General features: G+C 38.0%; 25 protein-coding genes. 9 read left to right on the top strand and 16 right to left on the bottom strand.

Annotated elements, in window-relative coordinates:
* Window positions 1–90 precede the first annotated feature (90 nt).
* Window positions 91–4,320: an FG-GAP-like repeat-containing protein gene (locus tag G9X62_RS03165; protein ID WP_223131360.1), complete on the bottom strand. Its 4,230-nt coding sequence runs from the start codon at window positions 4,318–4,320 to the stop codon at window positions 91–93.
* 158 nt (window positions 4,321–4,478) lie between these two features.
* Here G9X62_RS03165 and G9X62_RS03160 point away from each other — a divergent pair, with 158 nt between their 5' ends.
* Window positions 4,479–4,859 (top strand): PH domain-containing protein, encoded by a 381-nt coding sequence (locus tag G9X62_RS03160; protein ID WP_223131359.1) that lies wholly within the window; start codon window positions 4,479–4,481, stop codon window positions 4,857–4,859.
* A 117-nt stretch (window positions 4,860–4,976) separates the two neighbouring features.
* Here G9X62_RS03160 and G9X62_RS03155 read toward each other — a convergent pair whose 3' ends face one another.
* On the bottom strand, window positions 4,977–5,378 hold the full coding sequence (locus tag G9X62_RS03155; protein WP_223131358.1) for an addiction module antidote protein: 402 nt from the start codon (window positions 5,376–5,378) through the stop codon (window positions 4,977–4,979).
* A 102-nt stretch (window positions 5,379–5,480) separates the two neighbouring features.
* On the opposite strand from G9X62_RS03155, the gene G9X62_RS03150 reads away from it, so the two are divergent.
* On the top strand, window positions 5,481–6,323 hold the full coding sequence (locus G9X62_RS03150; RefSeq protein ID WP_223131357.1) for a hypothetical protein: 843 nt from the start codon (window positions 5,481–5,483) through the stop codon (window positions 6,321–6,323).
* A gap of 43 nt (window positions 6,324–6,366) precedes the next feature.
* Here G9X62_RS03150 and G9X62_RS03145 read toward each other — a convergent pair whose 3' ends face one another.
* Window positions 6,367–7,233 (bottom strand): alpha/beta fold hydrolase, encoded by an 867-nt coding sequence (locus G9X62_RS03145; protein WP_223131356.1) that lies wholly within the window; start codon window positions 7,231–7,233, stop codon window positions 6,367–6,369.
* 70 nt (window positions 7,234–7,303) lie between these two features.
* Window positions 7,304–7,807, bottom strand: coding sequence for a nuclear transport factor 2 family protein (locus G9X62_RS03140; RefSeq protein ID WP_223131355.1), 504 nt, complete (start codon window positions 7,805–7,807; stop codon window positions 7,304–7,306).
* Between the two features lie 160 nt (window positions 7,808–7,967).
* Here G9X62_RS03140 and G9X62_RS03135 point away from each other — a divergent pair, with 160 nt between their 5' ends.
* On the top strand, window positions 7,968–8,729 hold the full coding sequence (locus G9X62_RS03135) for a hypothetical protein (protein ID WP_223131354.1): 762 nt from the start codon (window positions 7,968–7,970) through the stop codon (window positions 8,727–8,729).
* Between the two features lies 1 nt (window position 8,730).
* Here the strand turns inward: G9X62_RS03135 and G9X62_RS03130 are convergent, their stop codons facing one another.
* Window positions 8,731–9,327, bottom strand: coding sequence for an SOUL family heme-binding protein (locus G9X62_RS03130; protein WP_223131353.1), 597 nt, complete (start codon window positions 9,325–9,327; stop codon window positions 8,731–8,733).
* A gap of 131 nt (window positions 9,328–9,458) precedes the next feature.
* Here G9X62_RS03130 and G9X62_RS03125 point away from each other — a divergent pair, with 131 nt between their 5' ends.
* The gene (locus tag G9X62_RS03125; RefSeq protein ID WP_261345545.1) at window positions 9,459–10,238 is read left to right on the top strand and encodes a 3-keto-disaccharide hydrolase; all 780 of its coding nucleotides are present in this window, start codon (window positions 9,459–9,461) and stop codon (window positions 10,236–10,238) included.
* Window positions 10,239–10,285: 47 nt separating this feature from the next.
* Here the strand turns inward: G9X62_RS03125 and G9X62_RS03120 are convergent, their stop codons facing one another.
* From G9X62_RS03120 to G9X62_RS03090, 7 genes are all read right to left on the bottom strand, one after another.
* Window positions 10,286–10,795: a nuclear transport factor 2-like protein gene (locus G9X62_RS03120; protein WP_223131351.1), complete on the bottom strand. Its 510-nt coding sequence runs from the start codon at window positions 10,793–10,795 to the stop codon at window positions 10,286–10,288.
* Between the two features lie 105 nt (window positions 10,796–10,900).
* Window positions 10,901–11,317 (bottom strand): nuclear transport factor 2 family protein, encoded by a 417-nt coding sequence (locus G9X62_RS03115; protein ID WP_223131350.1) that lies wholly within the window; start codon window positions 11,315–11,317, stop codon window positions 10,901–10,903.
* A 14-nt stretch (window positions 11,318–11,331) separates the two neighbouring features.
* A complete protein-coding gene (locus G9X62_RS03110) occupies window positions 11,332–13,425 on the bottom strand; it encodes a PQQ-dependent dehydrogenase, methanol/ethanol family (RefSeq protein ID WP_223131349.1) in 2,094 nt (697 codons plus the stop codon).
* Window positions 13,426–13,530: 105 nt separating this feature from the next.
* On the bottom strand, window positions 13,531–14,460 hold the full coding sequence (locus G9X62_RS03105; RefSeq protein WP_223131348.1) for a proline iminopeptidase-family hydrolase: 930 nt from the start codon (window positions 14,458–14,460) through the stop codon (window positions 13,531–13,533).
* A gap of 5 nt (window positions 14,461–14,465) precedes the next feature.
* Window positions 14,466–14,909, bottom strand: a complete 444-nt coding sequence (locus G9X62_RS03100) for a hypothetical protein (protein ID WP_223131347.1) — start codon at window positions 14,907–14,909, stop codon at window positions 14,466–14,468.
* Window positions 14,906–15,169, bottom strand: a complete 264-nt coding sequence (locus tag G9X62_RS03095) for a 4a-hydroxytetrahydrobiopterin dehydratase (RefSeq protein ID WP_261345544.1) — start codon at window positions 15,167–15,169, stop codon at window positions 14,906–14,908. The genes G9X62_RS03100 and G9X62_RS03095 overlap by 4 nt, the downstream gene beginning before the upstream one ends.
* Complete coding sequence (locus tag G9X62_RS03090; RefSeq protein WP_223131346.1) at window positions 15,153–15,332, bottom strand: hypothetical protein; 180 nt, start codon at window positions 15,330–15,332, stop codon at window positions 15,153–15,155. Before G9X62_RS03090 ends, G9X62_RS03095 begins: the two co-directional genes overlap by 17 nt.
* Window positions 15,333–15,530: 198 nt before the next feature.
* Between G9X62_RS03090 and G9X62_RS03085 the strand changes: the two genes are divergently transcribed.
* Window positions 15,531–16,679, top strand: a complete 1,149-nt coding sequence (locus G9X62_RS03085) for a dipeptidase (RefSeq protein ID WP_223131345.1) — start codon at window positions 15,531–15,533, stop codon at window positions 16,677–16,679.
* 2 nt (window positions 16,680–16,681) lie between these two features.
* On the opposite strand, the gene G9X62_RS03080 is transcribed toward G9X62_RS03085, so the two are convergent.
* The 3 genes from G9X62_RS03080 to G9X62_RS03070 are packed head-to-tail and all read right to left on the bottom strand — an operon-like array spanning window position 16,682 to window position 19,306.
* A complete protein-coding gene (locus tag G9X62_RS03080) occupies window positions 16,682–17,416 on the bottom strand; it encodes a hypothetical protein (RefSeq protein WP_223131344.1) in 735 nt (244 codons plus the stop codon).
* Between the two features lie 2 nt (window positions 17,417–17,418).
* Window positions 17,419–18,126, bottom strand: a complete 708-nt coding sequence (locus G9X62_RS03075; RefSeq protein WP_261345543.1) for a glycosyltransferase family 2 protein — start codon at window positions 18,124–18,126, stop codon at window positions 17,419–17,421.
* Window positions 18,127–18,148: 22 nt separating this feature from the next.
* A complete protein-coding gene (locus G9X62_RS03070; protein ID WP_223131343.1) occupies window positions 18,149–19,306 on the bottom strand; it encodes a helix-turn-helix domain-containing protein in 1,158 nt (385 codons plus the stop codon).
* Window positions 19,307–19,433: 127 nt separating this feature from the next.
* On the opposite strand from G9X62_RS03070, the gene G9X62_RS03065 reads away from it, so the two are divergent.
* From G9X62_RS03065 to G9X62_RS03055, 3 genes are all read left to right on the top strand, one after another.
* Window positions 19,434–20,159, top strand: a complete 726-nt coding sequence (locus tag G9X62_RS03065) for a hypothetical protein (RefSeq protein ID WP_223131342.1) — start codon at window positions 19,434–19,436, stop codon at window positions 20,157–20,159.
* Between the two features lie 109 nt (window positions 20,160–20,268).
* Complete coding sequence (locus G9X62_RS03060) at window positions 20,269–21,273, top strand: proline iminopeptidase-family hydrolase (protein WP_223131341.1); 1,005 nt, start codon at window positions 20,269–20,271, stop codon at window positions 21,271–21,273.
* Window position 21,274: 1 nt separating this feature from the next.
* Window positions 21,275–22,285, top strand: coding sequence for an endo-1,4-beta-xylanase (locus G9X62_RS03055; protein ID WP_223131340.1), 1,011 nt, complete (start codon window positions 21,275–21,277; stop codon window positions 22,283–22,285).
* On the opposite strand, the gene G9X62_RS03050 is transcribed toward G9X62_RS03055, so the two are convergent.
* Window positions 22,257–23,099: a sugar phosphate isomerase/epimerase family protein gene (locus G9X62_RS03050; protein WP_223131339.1), complete on the bottom strand. Its 843-nt coding sequence runs from the start codon at window positions 23,097–23,099 to the stop codon at window positions 22,257–22,259. The genes G9X62_RS03055 and G9X62_RS03050 overlap by 29 nt on opposite strands.
* Window positions 23,100–23,115: 16 nt before the next feature.
* On the opposite strand from G9X62_RS03050, the gene G9X62_RS03045 reads away from it, so the two are divergent.
* A complete protein-coding gene (locus tag G9X62_RS03045; protein WP_223131338.1) occupies window positions 23,116–23,349 on the top strand; it encodes a hypothetical protein in 234 nt (77 codons plus the stop codon).
* Window positions 23,350–23,396 lie beyond the last annotated feature (47 nt).

Below are 23,396 nucleotides of genomic sequence, written 5' to 3'. Positions count from 1 at the left end.
TAATTGACACTTATTTAACTTAAAACCAATCCTTAGATTCAAATCGTTATGTATATTTAATAGAACTGATTTATTTCTAACTATCTACGTCTAATCAACTTTACTAACCTTAATCGCTTTCACATTTGCGTTATCATTTGATTGCAAATGTAAAATATAATTACCTCCATTTAAATTCCTCACATCGATGCGCTCTCCATCATTCACCGATGCCTTTTTAAACTGAACATTTCCAGACATATCGACAATTTTAACCATCGCTGTCTTACCAAATTCGACAGGGAAGCTCACCTTAAATTCGCCACCAACCGGATTAGGAGAAACCGATACCTGACCTAAAATGGTCTCTTCCGTCGAAGTTACAACCAAATTATAAGGCTTACTAATCTCACTCGCACAAGGCGTAACCACCTTCACAGTATAATTACCGCTCTTCGTAGGATTAATTGTTTTTTGGGTAGCATTATCAATTTTAACATCATTTAAATACCACTGATTACCATCCGAAGCACTCGAAGTTAAACCACCATTCGCTTCCATCGTAATCGTAGGAATGGCAGGAATAGGATTTACTACGACATTAGAGGCTGCACTCAACGGACTACTGCAATCACCGCTAATCGCCTTCACTTTATACGTTCCAGCAACGTTTGCAGTGTAAGTTGCAGCTGTCGCGTTTGCAATCAATTTGTCATTCAAATACCACTGATTACTCGTCCCATTACTGGTCAGCACTACATTTTGTCCGGCGCAGAAGGTGAGCGGTGTGGTGGCGGTGATGGTGGGAGATGGAACAGCAGCTAGTTTAGTGACAGCTAAAGTGTCCGACCTAGTTTCACAACCTAAACTGTCCTTTTTAACTATAATTACCTTATACGAATCGATAAAATTCCTAGATGTCACATTAGAAGAATCCACCTGACTTCCGAAATACCATTTGTACTTATCTTTTTTCACACTGTTCGTAATAGATAATTTTAATGTATCACTAGCGCAAAAAGTGAATTTGGAAGTATTTAAAATGGGCTTAATTGCTTTAAAACAGTCAGGCTTGGATATGCGGACTACTGTCAAACTATCTCCATGACTTCTAATAAATTCAACCTTGCCATCATTATCTAAATCAACTAAATCAAAGCTGTTTTTTTGAAACATCCCTTGATATGGTCCACTGTTGAAGTAAGAATTAAATCCATTTAAACTCTTGAAAGCAAATTTCTTGGACGTATTATTCCATTCAAAATAATTGATATCATCCTTTTGATTCCAACTCACTGAAGTATGCTGAGTAGTGTAAGGATATAAATCCATAAATCCATCGCCATTTATATCTTCAAATTGCATTCCACTGTGATTGAAATAGATTTTATCAAATCCACCTAAATCATCAATATATTGTGAAGTAACATTCGACAAAGTTGAGTTATTTGGTGTCAAAACGTATACTCTATTTAATGGCTCTAGTTTTGCTTTCTTAACAGGATCATTATAAATATCACCACCTATCGTAGCATATAAATTAGTCGAATAAATTATAATCTCTTTTTTACCATCCCCATTTAAGTCAATAATTTTAAAGGATCTTAAACATTGACTCAAATTATTCTCATTAGTAATTTTCTCTATCACTTGTGGGCTTCCAAAATCAAATGTGCCGCCTCCTTGATTTAAAAAATAAACGATATCACTAGTTTTTTCCATAGGACTATTTGGCATACTTCTATTTCCAATTCCAATAATATCAAGTTTACCATCCCCATTCACATCATAACTAATCATCCTACCTTCACTTAAGACATAAAGTGAAGCCTTTCTAAATAGAGTAAAGTTCCCTTTACCATCATTTTGCATATAGTTCACGATATTACCCTGGCAATGCGTAGTTGCCATTGTAACATAATCCATATCGTTATCATTATCGTAATCCCCTACCCCAATGGATTGAATAGAGTTAAACTGCCCTTCGCAATCATTTATGGTCGTTGAATTATCTATTTTCTTGACATTGTCAATCATTAATCCAGCGTCATTAAATGAGTAATACCTATTCAGTTTAAATTGGTATTTACTATAGTCTCTAGAAATTCTATGATTTGCAGCATTGGCTAACCAATTAATGGCTTTCTGCTCCATACCTGTTATCACATTTTCTAAATGATAGTGCTCTCCTCCTAAAAGGATATCTTGTTTTTTATCTCCATTCACGTCTGCCAATTCATAATTTTGAAGAGCGTGAAAAATAGAATAATCTTGAAAATTAGGATTCACATAACTTTTAAACCTTAAGTTTCCTTGATTGATATAATATAACGGTAATGACATATGGCCTAGACCTATTTCTTCGCCATTTTCTGTAGGGCCATAATTTGTAATAAAGTCCATTAATCCATCATTATTGATATCAATGGGAACAATTGCTCTATCAAACGGTACAGGCAATGCAGATTTAGAAATTCCAAATTCTTTAGTGGGAAGAGGGATTCTAAAAATATCATACCCATTTTTAGTCAAAATCTTCGTGGGTGCCACATCAATTATGATAGGGTCATCACATGCATTTCCTTTTCCATCTTTATCGGTATCTGCCTGATCAGGATTATACATTAATGTACAATTATCTTTATCATTATTAACACCATCGCCATCTATATCCAAATCGCAACCGTCTCCGATACCATCCAAATCTAAGTCTTTTGTAGGATCACATAGGTTAATTTTTAGAACGAATCCTTTATAATGATTATTTAAACTATCGGAATAAACCTTCCTCGCCAAATCTCTTAATTCATTTGTTGGAAGAGCAGAACGATCAATACCAGGCTCAGTTTGTTGAGAGTAAAAAATTAAGGACTTATTGGGTCCAGAAAATACGGGCATCATTGAATTTGCAATTGTAAATTTCCGAAGCGTGTCAAGTTGATTTTGCTTCATAATCTTCTCCATTTGTTGAAATTCAGGAAAATTATATTTTTTACCCAACGAACTTAATTTAAACTTCCCATTTATATTTCTATAGTACATTGTTGAGTCATTACCATTATATCCCTGATATCCTTGTCCGTCTTGATCGAAACCATTAGGATATAAATCGGTATACCCATTTTGATCTAAATCGATTAAAGACAAAGTAGCAACTCCATAATTTTTTCCCTTATTTTCGTTAGGATAAAAATAGGATGAAGTCGCATCGACAAGAAAATTATTTTTAAACTCAAACACTTTTATCAATTGATATAGCTTTTTACCTGGCTGGTAATCACCACCACCATTTGACCAATGTGCAATCAATTGCTTTTCTCCATTCTTTTTTAAATCGGCAACGTAAAAGCCGCGTACTGCTAGTTTTGAACCTGGCATTCCATTAACTAAATCGTTTGATGCCAAATCATCAAATTTTCTAACTGGTGAATAAAAATCTAATTGCTTGTTTTGTGACAACATTACCAAAGAATTACCTTCTCTGTCTTGCATGATTAAATCTAAAAAACTGTCATTGTTAACATCATAAAACTTAAAGTTTTCAGGTCCTTCAGCTCCACCCCCTATTGAGTCAATTTTATTTCGATAATAAACAACGTTATTTTGATTAATTCCTCCATAAATTGAGAATGGTGACGACTTAGTCATTGATTTCCCAGCATTGTTTTTGAACAATTCAATATTCCATCCGCTTCCAGTAGAAACACTATTTAAAATATCTACATATCCATCTTTGTCAAAGTCTACTGCTACTGTTCCAAATGTTGAAACTGGCGTCATTCCTTGCATAAAGGAAACATCATCTTTGTAGGTTCCATCTGGCTGAGATAAATACAAATGATGGCGCCTTGTTATAAAACTAAAATTATTAGAAGTGTCAATATCAATTCCTGTCTTTAAAAATGGGTATTTCTTAAGGGAATTGACATCCATTTGGCAATGAACATGCTCTCCAGTAAAATAAATATCAGGCTTTCCATCATAATTAAAATCATCAATTAATGGCCATGTCGGTCTAATACTCCACAATGTATCTTTTGAGTATTTTTTAGTTTTATCTATAAAGTTATTCTTGCCATCATTTTCATAAAAATTAAGATAAGTGAACTCTTGCTTAGCCACAGGTGCCATATCATCACCTGTTGACACAAAATCAATATGCCCGTCACCATTTAGGTCAATGGGTACTGTTATCCTCCAACCTGGACCATTAGCGTTCGTTTTATATGAGAAAACTCTTGTAGAGTATTTAGAAAAGTCAATTTTAAAATCACTATTTGTTTGTGCGGATATTTTAATCGAAAACAATAGCACAAGTTGAATTAGTATTAGTTTCTTCATATCGATTCATTTTAAAAATTGAAATTACTAACTAATAACCTATGGAATCGAAAAACTTATTTAACGGCAATTCGCACCAATAATCACTACACATATCGGTTTATTTCGTTTAAAACACTTAATTTCACCTCTACACTAAAACACACAATCAAAATACCATGGGACTATTTTCAGCCATTTTAGGTAACGCAGGAACCGTTAGTAAGGAAGATTTATTGAAAGATTTTGGCAAACTTCTGATTGAAGGCGAAGACATCGAACTAGGCTTCAAGCTCATCAGAGATACCTTCATATTTACTTCAAAGCGCCTTATTTTAGTAGACAAACAAGGGCTGACGGGCTCGAAGACGGAATACAAATCCATTAACTATAAAAGCATTTCGCGCTTCAGTATCGAAACGGCTGGGACTTTTGACCTAGATGCGGAACTGAAGATTTGGATCTCTGGCGAAGCTCAACCTAGCATCGTTAAGCAATTCAACAAATCAGTGAATGTATATGACGTGCAGAATGTGCTGGCGTTTCACGTGTTGAAGTAAAAGAGGAAGTGAGAGAGCAATTTGAATGATCTGCAAATTGCTCTTAAATTCAGTTGTTGCAAATTTTACAACAACTACCTAGTTTTTATAGTTTTGGTTTAAATCGAAAAATTTGCACTAGGCTAATTCTCCTAAAGCTTCTTCATGCGAAATAAAATCACCTGCATCCATTCTTGCGACAGCTGCATCAATTTCTTTATTGTATTGAGTTTTATCAATTCGATTAGAGTAACCTACCTCAACGACAGGATTAATTTGAATTCGATAGCCAATCGCCCTTAATACTTTCATAATCGTCTCAAATTGAGGCTTAGATCCATCGGAAAGTGCTTTATATAGACTAGGTCTGCTTAAACCTGTTTCGCTAGCGATTTTTGACATTCCTATCGATTTTGCAACATTTCCAATTGCTACAATAAAGTCTGATTCATTCCCTTCAGCTAATACGGCATTGAGATATTCCGTAACCATTTCATTACTATCTAAATAGTCTGCTATATCAAATTTCGAAGTTTCCATAATTCTCAATTGTTAATTCAAAGTGTATTCATTTGGATACAATACTAGACAATAATAAGCATAAATAAAAACAGGAAATTTATAATTGAACTGTTGCAAAAAATGCAACAGTTGCCTCCCATGCTTTGGCATAACCAATTAAAACTGATAATTTCAAGAAACCTTAACCCCATCACATTCCTCATGGAAGTACACCACCATAGCCACCACCCTAAATCTTGGAAAGAATACGTTCAAGAATTCTTAATGTTATTCTTCGCCGTCTTCTTAGGCTTCATGGCTGAATATTACCTCGAATACAGAGCGGAGAGACATAAGGAACACGATTACTTAGTGAGCATGAAAGAGGATTTGAAAGCGGATTTAGTGGAAATAGATAGGGGAATAATGGGGATGGAAAAAATCAAATCTGTGGGTCAACGACTTGAGAAACTATTATATAAACCAGCATGGAGTGATAATGAAATTGATTCTATTTACATTTTAAGTCTTAATCTTAGCGCTACCTTAATTAAACCTAATTTTGCTACTGGCACAATAGATCAATTAAAAAATGCGGGAGGGTTTCGACTAATTAAAAATCAAGAAATAGTCCATAAAATTTCTGCTTACGAAAAATGGAAGCAAACTATTTTACTACAAGAAGAGTCCAATTCACACAATTGGAGAAACATTCACCTGTTGCAAAATAAACTATTACATGTAACCACTTTAGGTTTACCTGAAAAACTGAATGACATTAGATTAGATAAAGCTGAACTACAAAGAATTCAAAAATCGACTGGTAGCAAATTTCTTACTTCGGACAAAAAAACCTTATATGAATACGCGAATTATATTTGGGTCCAAAGAGGTTATGTTGCTTACTATGAAATCATGGTAAAAATGGAACAACAACAGGCCAAAGAGTTAATCAAGGTAATAGAAGAAGAGCTAGAACATTAATAAAAAAGCCACCTTGAATGAGGTGGCTTTTTTTATCGTCTGCTTATTTTAACGCTTTATTCAAATATTCAAAAAACTGTTTCTGAGTAGTTTCCTTTTCAAGCCAAGGGAAGTGACCGCTTTGCTTTACGAACAAAAGCTCTGCCTGAGGAATGGCTGATTTTATTTCAAAAGCGGCAAATCCAACTGGATCTTGATAGCCTTGAATAACAATGGCTGGGCCTTTGTACTTCTTCAGATTAACTAACCGTTGTGATTCTTTGGCCGCATAATCGTCTACCATAATTGAATTGATTCCAGGCTGACCGTTTACTTTCGTAAAATCAATTGCAGCTTTAGAGGCCAATGCCGACTCACGATCAAAAAAATAGCCTGTCCAAATACGTTTTAATCCAGCCTTTTCAGTTAAATCTTCTGGGCGAAGTCGCATTTGAATATTATCTGAAAAATAATTGATAAAATTCAAGCTGGGACTTCCTGATCCAACTAATACTAATTTCTCTACTTTATCAGGAAAACGAGAGCAATATTCCATCGATAGCATACCTCCCCAAGATTGCCCAATTAAGATGAGCTTTTTCACGTGTAAATGATTCCGAAGCGCTTCTAAATCCTCGATGTATTTTTCCAAAGAGAGCGTGGTTGAATCAATTTTGGCCATCACCGTTTTACCCGTACCTCTTTGATGCAAAATGATAGATCTAAATTGCTTGCTTAATTGCTCATGAATGGGATAAACATATCCAGGATTTAAACCAGGACCACCTGATAATATAATTACAGGTGTTCCCGTACCCTTTTCTTCAATAAAAATATCCGTCTGATCTTTACTTTTGAGAAAATACCCCTCTTGCGCAATGGCATGAAAAGAGGAAATAAAGAGCAGAAATCCGATTAGTTTTTTTAACATCATATAGGGAATTAAATTAATCAAAAAAAGACCCCTAAAAAGGGGTCTCTATATTAATAGTAAAAGAAGATTAGTCTTTTAAAGACTTCACAAAGCCTTCAAACGCAACTACTTTTCCATTTTCAAATCTAAAGGAATCCATCCAAATTACTTTTTGAGTTTTTCCATCTGGTGTTTCCACATCTGCTTTGTCCCAAATATTTACCCACTGGTGACCATTCTCTCCTACCGTAGGAATAATAGCAACGATTTCATAATTCTTGAACTTTACTTGAGAAAAACCTTTTTCCATAAAATCAATGATGGCAGCTTTCCCTTTAAGCGTCGTTCCATCTTCATTGTGAAATTCTGCTGTATCAGATAAAATTTCACCAGCCTTCTTATAATCTTGGGCAAAAAGATCTTGGTGGAATTTCTCAGCTAATAATACGTTCTTTTGATCCCCTATTTTGAAATTATCAGTATAGGTAGGTTTGTAAATGTGCTCGATAGAGCTTGCTGTTTCTTCTTTTTTCGCTTCAGAACACGCAAATAATGCCGCAGCAGCTAAAATAGATAAGGCTACTTTTTTCATAGTTATTTGGTTAAGATTAGGATTAAGTTAAGTCCAAATATAAGTATCTTTTTTTAACTAAAAACGAATCCAATACGAAAATCTAAGTCTCCGTATTTTTCAAGTAAAATATAATTTCACTAATTTCCATTCTATTAAACGATAATTCCTTAACTAATCAATGGAAGTACACCATCATTCTCATCATCCAAAATCTTGGAAAGAATACGTTCAAGAATTCTTAATGCTTTTTTTTGCTGTATTTTTAGGCTTCATGGCTGAGTATTACCTCGAATACAGAGCAGAGAGACATAAGGAGCATGATTATTTAGTGAGCATGAAAGAGGATTTGAAAGCAGATTTAGGTGAAATGGATTCGAAAGAATTCAGAATGGGAGAAATGATTAATGCTGCCAATAAACTCAATGAAATAATCTTTAAACCTACTTGGAATGAGGCAGATATTGATTCTATTTATTTAAATAGTCTCATCATGGTATCCAGAGTGTATAACATTGATTTTTCATCCGGAACAATCGATCAATTACGCAATGCCGGTGGTTTCCGATTGATTCAAAATGAAGAAATTGTTCGCAAAATTTCAGAATACGAAAAAGGAAAAGTGACCATGATGGTCCAATTAGAACAATTATTAGAACGTGGCGCAAATGTCCATCGAATTCAAAATGCCTTACTTCAAACGACCGTTTTTTCTACTAAAGAAACCATTGGAAAAGTGGGTTATGATAAAGTCGGTCTAGACAAAATCAAAAAGCAAACGGGTAGTGCATTTCTTTCTACTGATAAAAATGCATTTCATGAATATGCGAACACTACGGGTACCATGAAAGGGTACATTTCCTATTATGTTCTGATGTCCAAAACACAGCAGCAAAAAGCCAAGGAGTTAATCAAGCTTTTAGAGGAGGAACTAGAGCATTAATTTACTCTTTCCACTCAATCGGAATAATTACTTCATTCTTCCTACTCCAAAATTGAAAGGGTGCATTGTAGCCTAAAAAGGTATATTCACCAGCTACTTCAATTCCTTTTTCTTGGATTAGTTTTAGTAATTGATCCCGCTTCTCTTTGATTTTCTCATCATCCGCATAGCCGCCAAAAGTGATAGAGGCAACATATTGCGGACTTGATTTCACGATTTGAACACTGGAATCATTGGGTTTAGGCAAATCCGATTCTTTGTATTTATCAGGCATCACAAAACTCATAGTAGAGCCTTTATCTGTCATTTCCATTCGAACTGGCGCCGTCATAGCAATACTTTGTTTCTGTTCATTACCTCCAAAAATATAGCCCGCTAATTTCCTGAATCCACTATTAGCGACCGACTTATAATTCGTTCCATTGCTATAAATTTTCGCAAAGGTCGCAGACGGATAAAACCGTATTTCGAATTGAGCTTCTGTACGAACTACCCTATATTTTTGGTTCTCCGTTTTCAGACTGCTACTCACCACTTTATAGGATTGTATCATCAAGAAAACAAACGCAATGCCGGCAACGAGGTAAAAAGCTTTCATATCAACTTAGTTTAGCACATATTTCCTCTAAACTAACTCAAGCAGTATATAGTTCAGAAAACCAGCAACTTAATTTCATTTTTGCTCGTATTTCGCTTACTTTAATGCTGATATTAAGCTCTACCTCTCCTATGAAAACGTTCGTAATTGCCGCACTTTGTTGTTTAGCATTCCTTTCAGATGCAAAGCCCAAAAAAGAAAAATGGATTCAACTGTTTAATGGCAAAAACCTAAAGAACTGGACAGTCAAAATCCACCACCATGAAGTGGGCGATAATTACGGCAATACATTCCGGGCAGAGGACGGGATGATTAAAGTGCGTTACGATCAATATGATCATTTCAATGAACGCTACGGGCACCTATATTTCAACAAACCATTCTCGAATTACATCCTTCGATTGCAATACCGATTTACGGGGCTTTGGCGAAATGATGCGCCTATCTATACAGAGAGAAATTCCGGTGTGATGTTTCATTCGCAAGACCCTCGCACTATGCCAAAAGAACAAGATTGGCCTATCTCGGTGGAAATGCAATTCTTAGGCATGTTAGCAGATGGAAAACCCAGACCCACGGGAAATATGTGTTCGCCGGGAACAGACGTCGTCTATCAGGGTAGAATCGATCCACGTCATTGCATCAATTCAAGCTCTGAAACGTATGAAAACGAACGCTGGATTACAGCTGAATTAATTGTTCGCGGCGATTCTTTGGTCACCCATAAAATCAATGGAAAAACAGTATTAGAATATAGCCAACCTCAGATAGGTGGTGGGGTAGCCAATCGCTATAACCCCGCACTTAAGTTAGATGGACAATTATTAAAAAGTGGTTTCATTGCACTCCAAAGCGAGGGTCAGGAAATTGACTTTAGGAATATTGAGATTCTCGATTTGTCTAAACAATAAAAAAAAGCCCCCTCAAAATCGAAGGGGCTTTCTACTAATAAAAGAACTTATTTTTTAGGTGCAGTAAGTGCATCTACAGCACCCTTAATATCTTGGTATTCAGCGCCAAATACTAATTTGTGATCTGAATTAAATTGAAATATTGCAAAATAATTATTGTAAATATGAGCTCCATTTTTACCCTCGCTTGTCCATTTTGCAAAAACACGAACGTTTCCATCAGGCTTATAAGTAACCGAATCTACCGTAGGTAAGAATTCAAGATCACTGTACGTTATTTTGGCTTGTAAACTACGAAGCATTTTAAGCCCTTTTAGGTTATCCGCTTTGTTTATCGTATCTGCATTAACAGAAGGAGGTACAAATTTCACAGAATCCGCTACCAGAGTTTCATATTGACTAAAATCATCATTAGAATATCCGTCAAACAGGATTTTAACGATTTTACTATTTTCTTTAAAAGTAGCTAGATTAGCGTCATCCGCATTTGTTTCCGCTGGTTTTGAGCAAGAGAACAAGGTTGCCGAAGCAATCAATAAAAGAAAGATTTTTTTCATAGTCGTAAGGTTATTAAAATTTAAAATTCCGTTTTTTAGCGTGGGTTCTGGGCTCCACGGGTTAATATGGTATTATAAAAAATCATTGATATTCATGCATTTAATCTATTTGCCTGCAAAAGTTTGGCGCAAGATTTTACCCCCTTGAATGATAAACGTATCCGTTGCATAGTTGAATTCTACCACAGGTGTTTTTGCTGACCAAACGATATAGAATAAATCATTTTTTACAGCAGTTTTAATCACATTAAAAGTAGATCCCTTCGTGGGGAAAGCTTTTACTAATTCCACAAAGGCTTTTCTAATTTCAGCTAATCCACTGAAAGTACCATCAGGCGTAATGACAACAGATTCCTCGGTATAGTCAGCCATAATTTCATCTAGGTTATTTTCTCCTAGCGCTTTACTGTGGTGCTGAAATACAGCTAGAGTTGTAGCTTCATCCACTTTTTTAGGGCTGCTTTGTCCAAAAACAAGCACCGAACTACTTACTAAAAGGGCAACTAATAAGATCTTTTTCATATGATAATTTACGTTTATTTAGTCTCTCTATTTTTCTTCGCAGTCGCAAGGATATACCCTTTGATGTTCGAAATGTCCGTGTCATTTAGTCTTCCGCCAAACTTCGGCATGCCCTTTGGCAAGAAAATACCATCTCTCACGATTTGATGGAAAGCACCCATGATGTCTGGATGAGAATAAGTCAAGTTAGGGATTGTTCCACCAGGATTACCTGCATTTAGGTTATGACATGGCCCGCAATATTTCCCAAATAAACTAGCCCCTTTCGCGACTTGCTCGTCTGAAATTTCAACAGGTAAAGTCAAATATTCCTTCTTTGGCTCCTTTTCATATACGGGCATCGCTACATTTTTGCCTATAGCAAACGTGTAAACCGTCCCTGGATTTATCTGTTCCGTACTTCTGTTTGAAAGCCCTACAACTCCGCCCCAACCCACAGCAATGGTAACATATTGAACTCCATCCACTAAATAGGTAATAGGAGGCGCAACGATGCCTGTACCCAAGTTTTTAGTCCAAAGCACTTTTCCCGTCCTGGCATCTAAGGCGTTAAAATCGCCTTCTGCATTGCCTTGGAAAACTAATTCTGAGGTTGTAAGTACACCCGAATTCCAACCGGTTTTCTCCGTTTTATGCCAAACTTCTTTGTTTAAAACTGGATCCCACGCAATTAATTTACCCAGAGACTTTACCACATAGGAATCCTTGTTTGTTGGATTAGCCGGATTACTTTTATTTCCAGTGCTCCAATGGTCCTTATCATAAACAAAATCCTGCTGGTTACCATGTGATGATGAACGTTCTCTAGCGGGAATATACACTAAATTCGTTTTCGGATTAAAGGCCATTGCTTGCCAATTGTGTCCTCCAAAAACACTCGGATAAATCTGTTCATTACTTGTTACATAACGAGCATTCGGATTCTCCACCGGTCTTCCCGTTTTCAAATCCACTTTAGAAGCCCAGTTCACATACACATAAGGTTCAGCTGACAATAACTCCCCTGTGTTACGATCCAATACATAGAAGAACCCGTTTTTAGGTGCCTGCATCAACACTTCGCGCTTTTTGCCTTTGATTTCTAATTGGGTCAAAATGATTTGTTGTACCGCTGTAAAATCCCATGAATCACCTGGAGTAGTTTGGTAATGCCATTTCAATTTTCCTGTCTCCGCATGAATCGCTAAAATGGAGGAAAGGTATAGGTTATCTCCACCGCCTGGGCTTCTGATTTCTCGATTCCAAGGGGATCCATTTCCGGTACCCACATAAATAAGTTTCAACTTAGGATCATAGGCAAAGGCATCCCAAGCCGTTCCACCACCACCGTATTTCCACCATTCACCATTCCACGTTTTAGCCGCTTCTTTCATCTCGGGATGCTCAAATCCATTCGCAGGATTCCCTGGAACAGTGAAGAATCGCCAAATTTTCTTGCCAGTCATCGCATCATATGCCGTCACATACCCTCTCACACCATATTCAGCACCGCTATTTCCGATAATTACTTTACCATCCATCACGCGGGGCGCTCCTGTAATCGTATAAGAACGATCGTGCGAAACAGATAATACCTCCCATTTCTTTTTACCTGTAGCCGCATTAATGGACACCAAACGTCCATCCAAGGTTCCTACAAAAATATTCCCTTTGTACATCGCTAGACCACGATTTACTACATCGCAGCATGCCTTCTCAGCAAAACCTTTAGGCACCTGAGGATCATAGGTCCACAATATTTTACCTTTTCGCGTATCAATAGCATACACCACGCTCCAAGGCCCACTTAAAAACATGATACCGTCCACCACTAAAGGTGTTCCTTCAATACCCCGTTTTGTACCTAAATTCAAGCTCCAAGCTAAACCTAATTGGCTGACATTATCTTTAGTAATTTGTCCCAAAGGGCTAAAACGTTCCTCGCCATAATTGCGACCATAGGTCAACCAATCACCCGTGTTGTCATCAACACTCGCAATTTGTTGGTCCTGAACGGCACCCACTACTTTAGCAATGTGCAATGGTGATCCTGGAATTGATTTCGTGATAAATGCGATGCTGCCTAGAAAAAGGACAGCTGCGGAAAACAGAAGTACTGCTTTTTTCATTGTATTATAAGGTATAGATTAGATTTGGTATCTTTTATATACCAATAATACCAAATATATTTTAACAAAGAAAAAATTGTCTAAAAAATAGTAAAAGGGAAACTATTATTTATCCATCTTCTGTAAAAACTGACGCAGAACGCGATTATTTTCTCTAGGATTATCCCCCATCGTTACATGAGCAGCATCGGAAATGACTTGAAATTGAGCTCCTGGGATTAAACTTGTAAAATAGCGGACGCTTACTGGCCTAGCTTCATCAAATTCCCCAGCTGTTAAAAGCGTAGGAACCTTTATGGTAGCCAACTCTTTTAATCGATCATAGTGAAGCAAATTTCCCGTAGCCTTAAATTCACTAGGCCCCCACATAAAGGTGTAGACCTTTTCTCCAAAATACCGATCAAGTGTATCCTTCCGCGATTTTGTATCGTTTCCGCGTCTTAAATGAGCTTTATAATATACTTTCATCGCCTGTTTATAGGATTCCGATGTATAGTTTTTTTGCTCATCACTTTCTCTGATGGCTTTTTGAGTTGCTTCAGGTAAGGCAGCAATCAAGGTATCTGCATCTTTTGTCCAAATTTTGGTACTAAATAAAGGACTCGCAAAAATAAGCGCCTTTATTCCTTTAGGGTATTTCAAATAATAATCCATCCCCAACATGGTGCCCCAAGAATGTCCATACAAATAAAAGCGTTCTAACTTGAGTGCCTTTCTGACCTGCTCTAATTGCTCCACATTTTTCTCAATGGTCATCAAAGTGGTATCCGTAATGCGCGTAGAACGACCACAGCCCAATTGATCAATAAATATAACCGGCCTATCCTTACTTAGTTCCTTCAAGGGCTCTAAATAATAACTCGAGGAACCAGGCCCCCCATGCAATAAAAGCAATGGCGTTTTATCTCCATCTCCATCTATCCGGTACCATATTTTACCTCCCTCTACCTCAATAAAACCTTCCTTAGGAGATGTAGAAGATGTGCAAGCATTCAACAAAAACAGCGCAAATAATCCGAGTAGATATTTTCTCATAGAACCTATTGATGCATATTATACAAGAGCGTCTTGATTTTGAATTCATTACCCGATTTAACGAATATAAATACATCTACCCCTTTGTGCGTAAACTTTCCATTGAAGTAAAACTCATAAGGAACCCAAGCCGTCGCAATTTCTTCGTCGATTAAAATAGGTCCCCACGAAAGCACGCGCTCATCCATGTCACCCGGCTTTCTGGTCATCACATTTTGGATGAATTTAGCAGCCGGCACTTCTCTCAGCGTATTCCCCTCCGGCTTAACCTGACTAATATGCAACATAGCATTGCTCATAAAACAAGACTTCAAGGCAACAGAATCCACGGATTTCATCGCAGAAAAGGTCTTTAAAATGACGGCTTTGATTTGATCCTCATCGGATGTTTTTTGTTGACTCATCGCCAGCAAAGGGCACAATAATAGGAGTAATAGTATTTTTTTCATCGCTTAAATAATTCGTCTAAATAGTTCGCTAATGTATAGTCCTTCTCAGTCACCTGATTACCTGCATCGTGTGTTGTAATGGTCACTTGAACCCGATTATAAGTATTTGACCAAGTGGGATGATGATCCGTTTGGCTGATAAAAGGAGTGGCTTCCTGCATGAATTGCATCGCCTCTTCGAAGGTTGCAAATTCGAAGGTTTTCTCAAGGGATTGATTGGTTGTTTTCCAGCTGGTCATGGATTTATTCAGGGATTTCATCTGGTTTTAAATAGACAATTTTATCGCCTTGCATGACTACTATTTCTGAGTTTTTGGCTTTTTTGTAGGCGATTAGGTCGGCTTTCACGAGTTTCATGCCTATCTCCAGCTTTTCTGCAATAGACATATTTTTTTTCAATTGACTTGATTTAGCTGTTGCCATTTTTCTAAGTTGTAAATGATTACAAATTTTTCTCTTGTTTTCTCAGCAATTAACTCCGTTCCGATGTTAGAATTATCATATAGAAACCACTCATCTACCATTGGCAAATATATACGAAACAAATTAGTAATTCCTGATTTATAGCGTCTTATTGGTTTAATCGTAAAAAACTGATAATTTCAATAAAACCTTAACCTTATGAAACACCTTTTACTCCTACTCCTCCTATCCTTCTCCGCCTTCGCCCAAGACATCCATTTTAAATCCATTTTAGTCGACACGCACAATGACTGCTTAACAGCTTGTATCGAGAAGAAAGTGTCACTTGATCAGGATTTGACGGGGATTAATCACTCAGATTTAGCGCGATTTAAAAAGGGCGGGGTGGATTACCAATTGTTTTCGATTTGGTGTGATGGGGAGAAAGTGAATCCGTATGCGTGGGCGATGCGGGAGATGGATAGTTTGTATGCGGTGGCAGCGAGAAATCCAGATAAGGTGGTGATTGCCAAATCCTGGAAAGACATCCAGCGCGCCTTAAAAGAGCAAAAATTAGTAGCGCAATTCGGGGTTGAGGGTGGCCACATGATTGATAGTGATCTACAGAAATTAGAGACCTTTTATAATCGCGGAGTGCGGTATATGACATTGACTTGGAACAATTCACCAGGCTGGGCTAGTTCGCATGCGGATGAGAAGAATCCGGATTACAAGGGTCCTAAAGGCTTGACGGATTTTGGCAAAACGGTGGTTAAAAAAATGAACCAGCTGGGTATGATTGTCGACGTGTCACATGTAGGGGAAACGACGTTTTGGGATGTGATTAAAACGACGACAAAACCAATTATTGCTTCACACAGCAATGCTTACAGTATTTGCCCTGTGTCTAGAAATCTAAAAGATGATCAGATTATCGCTATCGGTAAGAATGGCGGAGTGATCCATCTAAACTTCTTTTCTGGATTTGTGGATGTAGATTTCTTCAAAAAAGATGCCGCTTTCCGTAAAAACCATGCCGCTGAAATCGACTCCTTAATCAAGTCAGGAATGCAAACGGAATATGCTTTCACTGCTATATCTGACAAATACCCACTTGAAAGCGATGCCATCAAGCCTGATCTAGAACAATTGATGAAGCATTTCGACCACATCGTGAAACTAATCGGAGTAGATCACGTGGGTTTGGGCTCTGATTTTGACGGGATTAATTCTGCACCGAAGCAATTGAAAACAGTGTTAGATTACCCACTTTTCACTCAGGCATTAATCGCTAGAGGATATTCAAACAAGGATATCAGCAAGGTTTTAGGGGGTAATTTCTTACGTGTTTATTTGGCAAATAACTAGATTTATTTGTGCCTAAACCAGCAATCCATTCGGTCATTTTCGTAGGCTTTGAAAACCGTATTTACGGGAGCTCCGTGGTGTAAATTGTCATCAAATCGCGTTCTGGCGAGGTAATTAAAGGCGCCCATATCGCCCGTATAAGCCGTTTTATTAGTGTGATTATAGGTTGAATGCAAGGCACACAGCTGCTGCAAAAAATCAAAAAACAAAGGAAAATGTCCTCCGAAAACGCCGCAATTTAACAGGGCCTCGGAAGCAAAACGTTCCTCATAGGCGGCATAATCTGCAATTTGCCCACGCAAATGCTCTGCATGTGCCAGCATCCACTCATTGTTCAATGTTTTAGGCTCATCCCCGCAGAAAAGCCAATCTGGATTAGCTGTAAAAAGCGGATGAATAAAAGGGTTTTGGGCTAACGTCACATCCGAAACATCCGTCACAAAAACACCCTGAACCTGCGTAATCTTAGCTAGATAATCGCGGTAGACAAAATAACGAAAGACATTCGGATTAAACTGAGGGTTGTAAGTAATGCGCTCAAAGGAAACGTGCTCAGTCGAATATGTTGCACACGTTTCATCTGAAAAGTTGTTATGAAAAATGACCCCATGAAGTTTAGCTGCAGCCACCGATTCCGCCCATTCTCGAACGAGTTCGTAAGAATCATCCGCTAACGTCATATTCCGATTCACATCATACACTCCCGTTATGTGGCAAGCTAAAACAAGATGTTGCATGATTAATTCGCGTTCAACAGGAGTTCTTGCTTCAATAAGGCGCAGGTGGAGTTCGGATTATTGCGGTAATAGATGTAAGATCTTTGGAATACCTTCTTCGTTTTAAATTCGATCTCAGCACGTTCATAGAAGGCTGAATCTGCTGCAAAACCACCCTTGAAGTCGATGCTTTTGAACACTTTTTGATGGCCAAATAAGGTCCCAAAAAGAACCGCATCATCCAAATGTATCGGTTTACTCAGGTCGTTTTTATCCGGAACATAATAATCTTCCACCGTGTCCACCACGGTTTCTGCGGTAGAACAGATCAAATCGACATTTTCAATCTCTTTCAAACAGGTGCTCAAATGATAGGGCTTGTACTCATCATCACTATCTAAAATGGTGATAAATTCCCCCACACTATTTAACACACCGCGATTAATGGATTCAGCCTGTCCGCGATTGCGGTGCCTGATGTACACGATTTTCTCCTCGTAGGCTTCCACATATTCAAGCAATGCCTTACGGTCATTTTCCGTACTGCCATCATCAATGATGATCAACTCGAAATCCTGAAAATCTTGCTGTAAAACAGAATCAATGGCTCTTTTGGTTAATTGAAAGTCCGTATTATAGACGGCCATCAATACCGATATCTTAACATTCTTAGGCATTATCTGCTTATAAGTTCCACCAATATAGGCTTTAACGGAGGCAAATGTAGTCAATTAATGGGATGTAACGTGTGCTTTAGCTCGATTGGCTTATTTCCTTCAAATAAAAACTCGGATTCACCCCCACGTATTTTTTAAAAGCTACATAGAAAGTGGAGCGATTCGTGAATCCACTTTGGTACATATAGGTTTCTAATGTGTACTGATCAAAAGACGAACGTTGTTGAAGAAAATGATGAATACGCAAGCGATTGATATATTCTGCAAAGGAAATGCCGTAATACATTTTTATCTGCTTAGACAATTTTGCCGGTGGCATATCCACTAATTTCGCCATGACAGCAAGGTCAAAATCAGGTGATAAATACGCTTGATCTGTTTTCATTTTTTTATCAAATGCGATGGCTTCCATATCTGACGCCACGGCTAAAATGAGATCAGGCTGTATTTCTGGGATAGTAGGTGTCCCCTTTTCTTTGGGCAAAATACAACCGTCCATGTTTTCCTGCACATTAGGCGTCGTAATGAAATAGGTAAAAAGCGATATCCCGATGGCGCATTTAATCAATTGAGAGGGCGGATCAAATGAATTATTCAGAAACAAATTGATGTATTGATACAATTGAAGCAAAAAATAAATAGTTATTGCACCACTCAATAAATTCAACCAGATTAACGATTGCTTATTTATATGCACATATGATGTTCCCATTTTATGTTTCGTCTGCCAAATCAAAAACAAAGTAATCACCCCATAAACAATACCAAACAAAATAGAAGCTGGTTGTACAAATCCGGAAGGAAGCCAACCCATAGGAGTGGAAATAAAGTATTTGTTTTGGGCATAATAATGATCTAAAATTGCTGTTTTTTCTACTGCCGATAAAAATAAATCAGGCATCACTCCGATAGTTAGTAATACCGGAAAAACGAAATGCCAATAGTGCATTACCTTGGCATTCATAGAAGGCAAAAGCATCTGACGTACATACCAGTAAAGAACCACCGGTAAGAAAATCCGAATGATATTAGGTGTCCTTAGAATAAAAAGCATTTGATAAATATGCTTTGAGGTTAACGCATAGATGTAAAATTCCAGAAAAACCAACGAGAATATGATCCATCCCAACATATACACTTGAGGTATTCGTGGAAAGCGAACTAGTAAATAACAAATAAATAAAACCCCAATACCACTCGTTAAAAAGGATAAATAGGGCACGAAATCAAACATAGCCTTTTGGTTAACTTCTAAATAGTAGACAAAAATTAGTTAAAAATGGACAAAATACAAGCTAATTAGACATTCCAAGTCACGCAAAAGTTGAAAATTTGGACTTCACCTTTAACATGATTAAACCATGAAAAAACTAGTTCTATTCTCAGCCTGTTGTTTATTCACATTAGCTGCTTTTGCTCAAGCCTCCACGGCAAATTTCCAGTACTACAAAGTAAAGACTGGACAACGAGCTGCCTTCAATGAGGCGCTAAAAAACCACGTGGCTAAATTCCGTAAAGCAGGAACTCCCCTCGCTTGGAATGTATATAATTTAACTGGAGGAAGCCACCACAACGAAGTCCTTGCTATCTATAATCGCGGACTTTCTTGGGAACAGCGCGATGCCTTAAACACTACTATGGCGAATTCTGAAGCAGCAAGCGACTTCTATCTTAAAGTTTCCCCCTTTTTAGAGGGAGTTACTGGTGGAGAAATCATCACTTACAGAGCTGAATACAGCAATAGTCCCATGAAAGAGGTGACGGATAAAGTACGTTCCAATTTTCTTACCATACGGTATGCACCGGCGCAAGAATTTTGGGATGTTATCAAGCGCTTACCTAAAGTTTGGGATAAAGCAGGCATGAAAATCGCCACTTACACAACCTCTGGCCAAAACCGACTAGTTTTCTCTCGCCGATTCCCGAATGGTTGGAAAGAATTAGACGAACTTTCTACCTTAAAAACAGCCTATGATGAGGTCTATGGAAAAGGGGCCTATGAAAAAGATATGGCTATTATGCGAACATACGTGGTCGAAAACGAGACGTCCTATATGACTCTGCAGCCGGATTTGTCTTCTAAATAATTCTTCCAAAGGCCCCGATAACGGGGCCTTTTTTGTTCCCTTTTCCGTTTTAGGAACAAATTCAAAGTGGATATTTCAGGTAATACACTTAAGTTTAAGAAAAAAAACGATGAACAAACTATTACTAATTTTCTTGTCGATTTTCGCCCTTACTTCCTGCACAAAAAGTGGAGAAACAGTAGCTAACTACTTCTCCTACCCTGACAGCTTAGAAGCTGGTGGAGTGAAAATGATTCCAATCTCCACACCTGCGGGAAATTTCAAGGTATGGACCAAACGTTTTGGCACTAACCCTAAAATTAAAATTCTCCTATTACATGGTGGACCTGCGATGACGCATGAATACATGGAATGTTTTGAGACTTTCTTCCAAAGAGAAGGCTTCGAATTCTACGAATACGATCAACTAGGTTCGTATTACAGTGATCAACCGACGGATTCGACGCTTTGGAAAACGGAGCGATTCGTTGAAGAAGTAGAACAAGTACGCAAGGCCATCGGTGCTGACTCGTCTAACTTTTATATCATCGGAAATTCGTGGGGAGGCATTTTAGGCATGGAATATGCGCTGAAATACCAAAAGAATATGAAGGGACTTTTGGTCTCGAACATGGTAGCGAGTGCTCCAGAATATGGAAAATATGCGGAGGAGGTTTTAGCCAAACAGATGGATCCTAAAGTCCTGGCGGAAGTAAGAGCGATCGAAGCAAAAAAGGATTTTAACAATCCGCGCTACATGGAATTATTGATTCCTAACTTCTACCATGAACATATTTGCCGCTTACAAGAATGGCCAGATGCCTTGAATCGCTCGTTAAAGCACGGTAATAGTTCGATATATGTCAGAATGCAAGGGCCGAGTGAATTCGGGATTAGCGGACTTTTGGAAAAATGGGATATCAAAAATCGCTTAAAAGAAATCTTCGTTCCTACCCTGATGATCGGTGCAAAATACGACACGATGGATCCGAAAGCGATGGAAGAACAAAGTAAATTAGTCCAAAAAGGATCCTATTTATACTGTCCCAACGGTAGCCATTTAGCGATGTGGGATGACCAAAAAATCTACATGAACGGCGTTATTTCATTCATTAAGAAAGTAAATGGGGAATAATATGAAACTAATTGTCTTACTCTTAAGCCTTTCGACTTTAGTAAATGCACAAAATTTATTAAAGGATGTCATTACCTTTCCTTTAGGTGCCTCTGTAAATCCCAGATTATTGGTAGAAAACGAAGCCTATAGAAATATCGCCAGCAACGAATTCACGAGCATGACCGCGGAAAATCACATGAAAATGATGCTGATTCATCCAGCAGCGGATCGCTTTGATTTTTCCAAAGGCGATGAAATTGTGGCTTTCGCAGCGAAGACGGGCAAGAGAATGCATGGGCATACCTTGGTTTGGCATAATCAAGTTCCGCAGTGGATGAAGGATTTTCAGGGCGACCAAAAAGCCTGGGAAGAGCTTTTAAAAAACCATATTCAGACGGTCGCTACGCATTATAAAGGCCAGGTTTCCGGTTGGGATGTCGTAAATGAATCCTTCTTAGATGATGGTAGTTTGCGGCCGTCACTTTGGGCAGATCATATCCCAGATTATATCGCCAAAAGCTTCCAATGGGCACATGAGGCAGATCCCAATGCCATTCTATTTTACAATGATTACGGCCAGGATGGCCACCCTAAAAAGATGCAAGCCATTCTTGATCTGGTGGCTGACCTAAAAAAGCGTAAAATTCCCATTCACGGATTAGGCTTGCAGATGCATATTAATGTGGATTCGAAACACACTGAAATCGCAAGGGTAATTGAGCAATCCGCTCAGACAGGGTTAGCGATTCATTTTTCGGAGTTAGACATCGCTGTTAATCCGAAGAATAATCCGGAGTATATCTATGAAGCAAGTGCTCAGAATGAATTATTCACTTTCATTTTCAAGGCCTATCGTGCCATTCCGGCTAAGCAAAAATATGGCATAACCTTTTGGAATGTTTCAGACAAGGACACTTGGCTCCGAGGCTACTTCAAAAGACCGAAAGAATACCCCCTACTGTTTGACGATAATTATGCCAAAAAATCCGGCTACATCAGCCTTATAAATTCTTTAAAAACGCCAAACTAAGTGGAACCTGTGCGCGGGAATTCGAATTTTCGTCTTCTAAATAATAATACTTGATAGCTGATTTGCGAGCTTGTTTCAGGATTTTCTGAACGGCAATTTGGCCCGTTCCTAATGGCACATCATTTTCTGAGGAAGTCTTCACGTCGAGGCCCACTGGAATCCCTTTCTTTAAATCTTTCACGTGCATTAACCTGAAACGATTCGGGTATTTCTTTAGATAAGCCAGCGGATCTTGTCCAAATTGATGTACCCAAAGGATGTCTAGTTCGAAAGAAACATAGGCGGGGTTCGTCTGTTGGATCAAATAGTCATACATTGTTTCATTTTGATAGGGAGTGAAATCATAGCCGTGGTTGTGGTAACTGAATTCAATTCCATTTTCCTTTAGTTTTTGGCCTACCCTATTGAAATCCTTCACCGCAACGGCTGCCTGCTGAATGGTAAATTCTCCTTTGTGCGGAATCATGCCTACTCGTACAAATTCAGCACCTAGAGTTTTCGCATTTTGAATTACCTCTTCCGTTTTATTGGACAAAGCATCATAATAAACGCCATAACTGGTACAAACCATCCCACGCGCATCCAATAATGCCCTCATTTCAGCCGCCGTTTTACCGAACAGATTTGAAAACTCAATATTCCGAATCCCCATCTCTTTAATGAAGTCCAAAGTACCCGGAACATCTTTGCTGAACTCATTTCTGAACGTAAAGGAAACTACGCCGGGGGTGTCTTGTAGGGATTTGCTGAAAGGGATTTGAGCTATAATTAACTGCGATAATAGCAGAAACACGAATAGCATTAACTTTTTCATATTCAATGGTTTAGATTTGAAAGTCAATTTACCTAAATTAGATAAAACAATTTACGTTATGCAAAATAAAACTCGGTGGATTATACAGGCAACTTCAGGTCTTATCCTCACAGGTAGTGGACTCTCTCTTGCGATAGATGCCGGCCTCGCTAAACTCCAAGGTGGCGATTGGTTCTTTTATGGAACTGGCGCATTGGTCATTTTCAATGCAGGGCTCTGTCTAGTTATTGATGCCGCGCGATTTAAATAATTAAAACAATAATTCAACTTTATGGTTTAGATAGTACAATTTTTTAT

Source organism: Aquirufa lenticrescens (assembly GCF_019916085.1).
In the GTDB taxonomy this organism is placed as follows: domain Bacteria; phylum Bacteroidota; class Bacteroidia; order Cytophagales; family Spirosomataceae; genus Aquirufa; species Aquirufa lenticrescens.
Note: the sequence above shows the minus strand (reverse complement) of the source record. Positions and strands in the feature narration are given on the sequence as shown.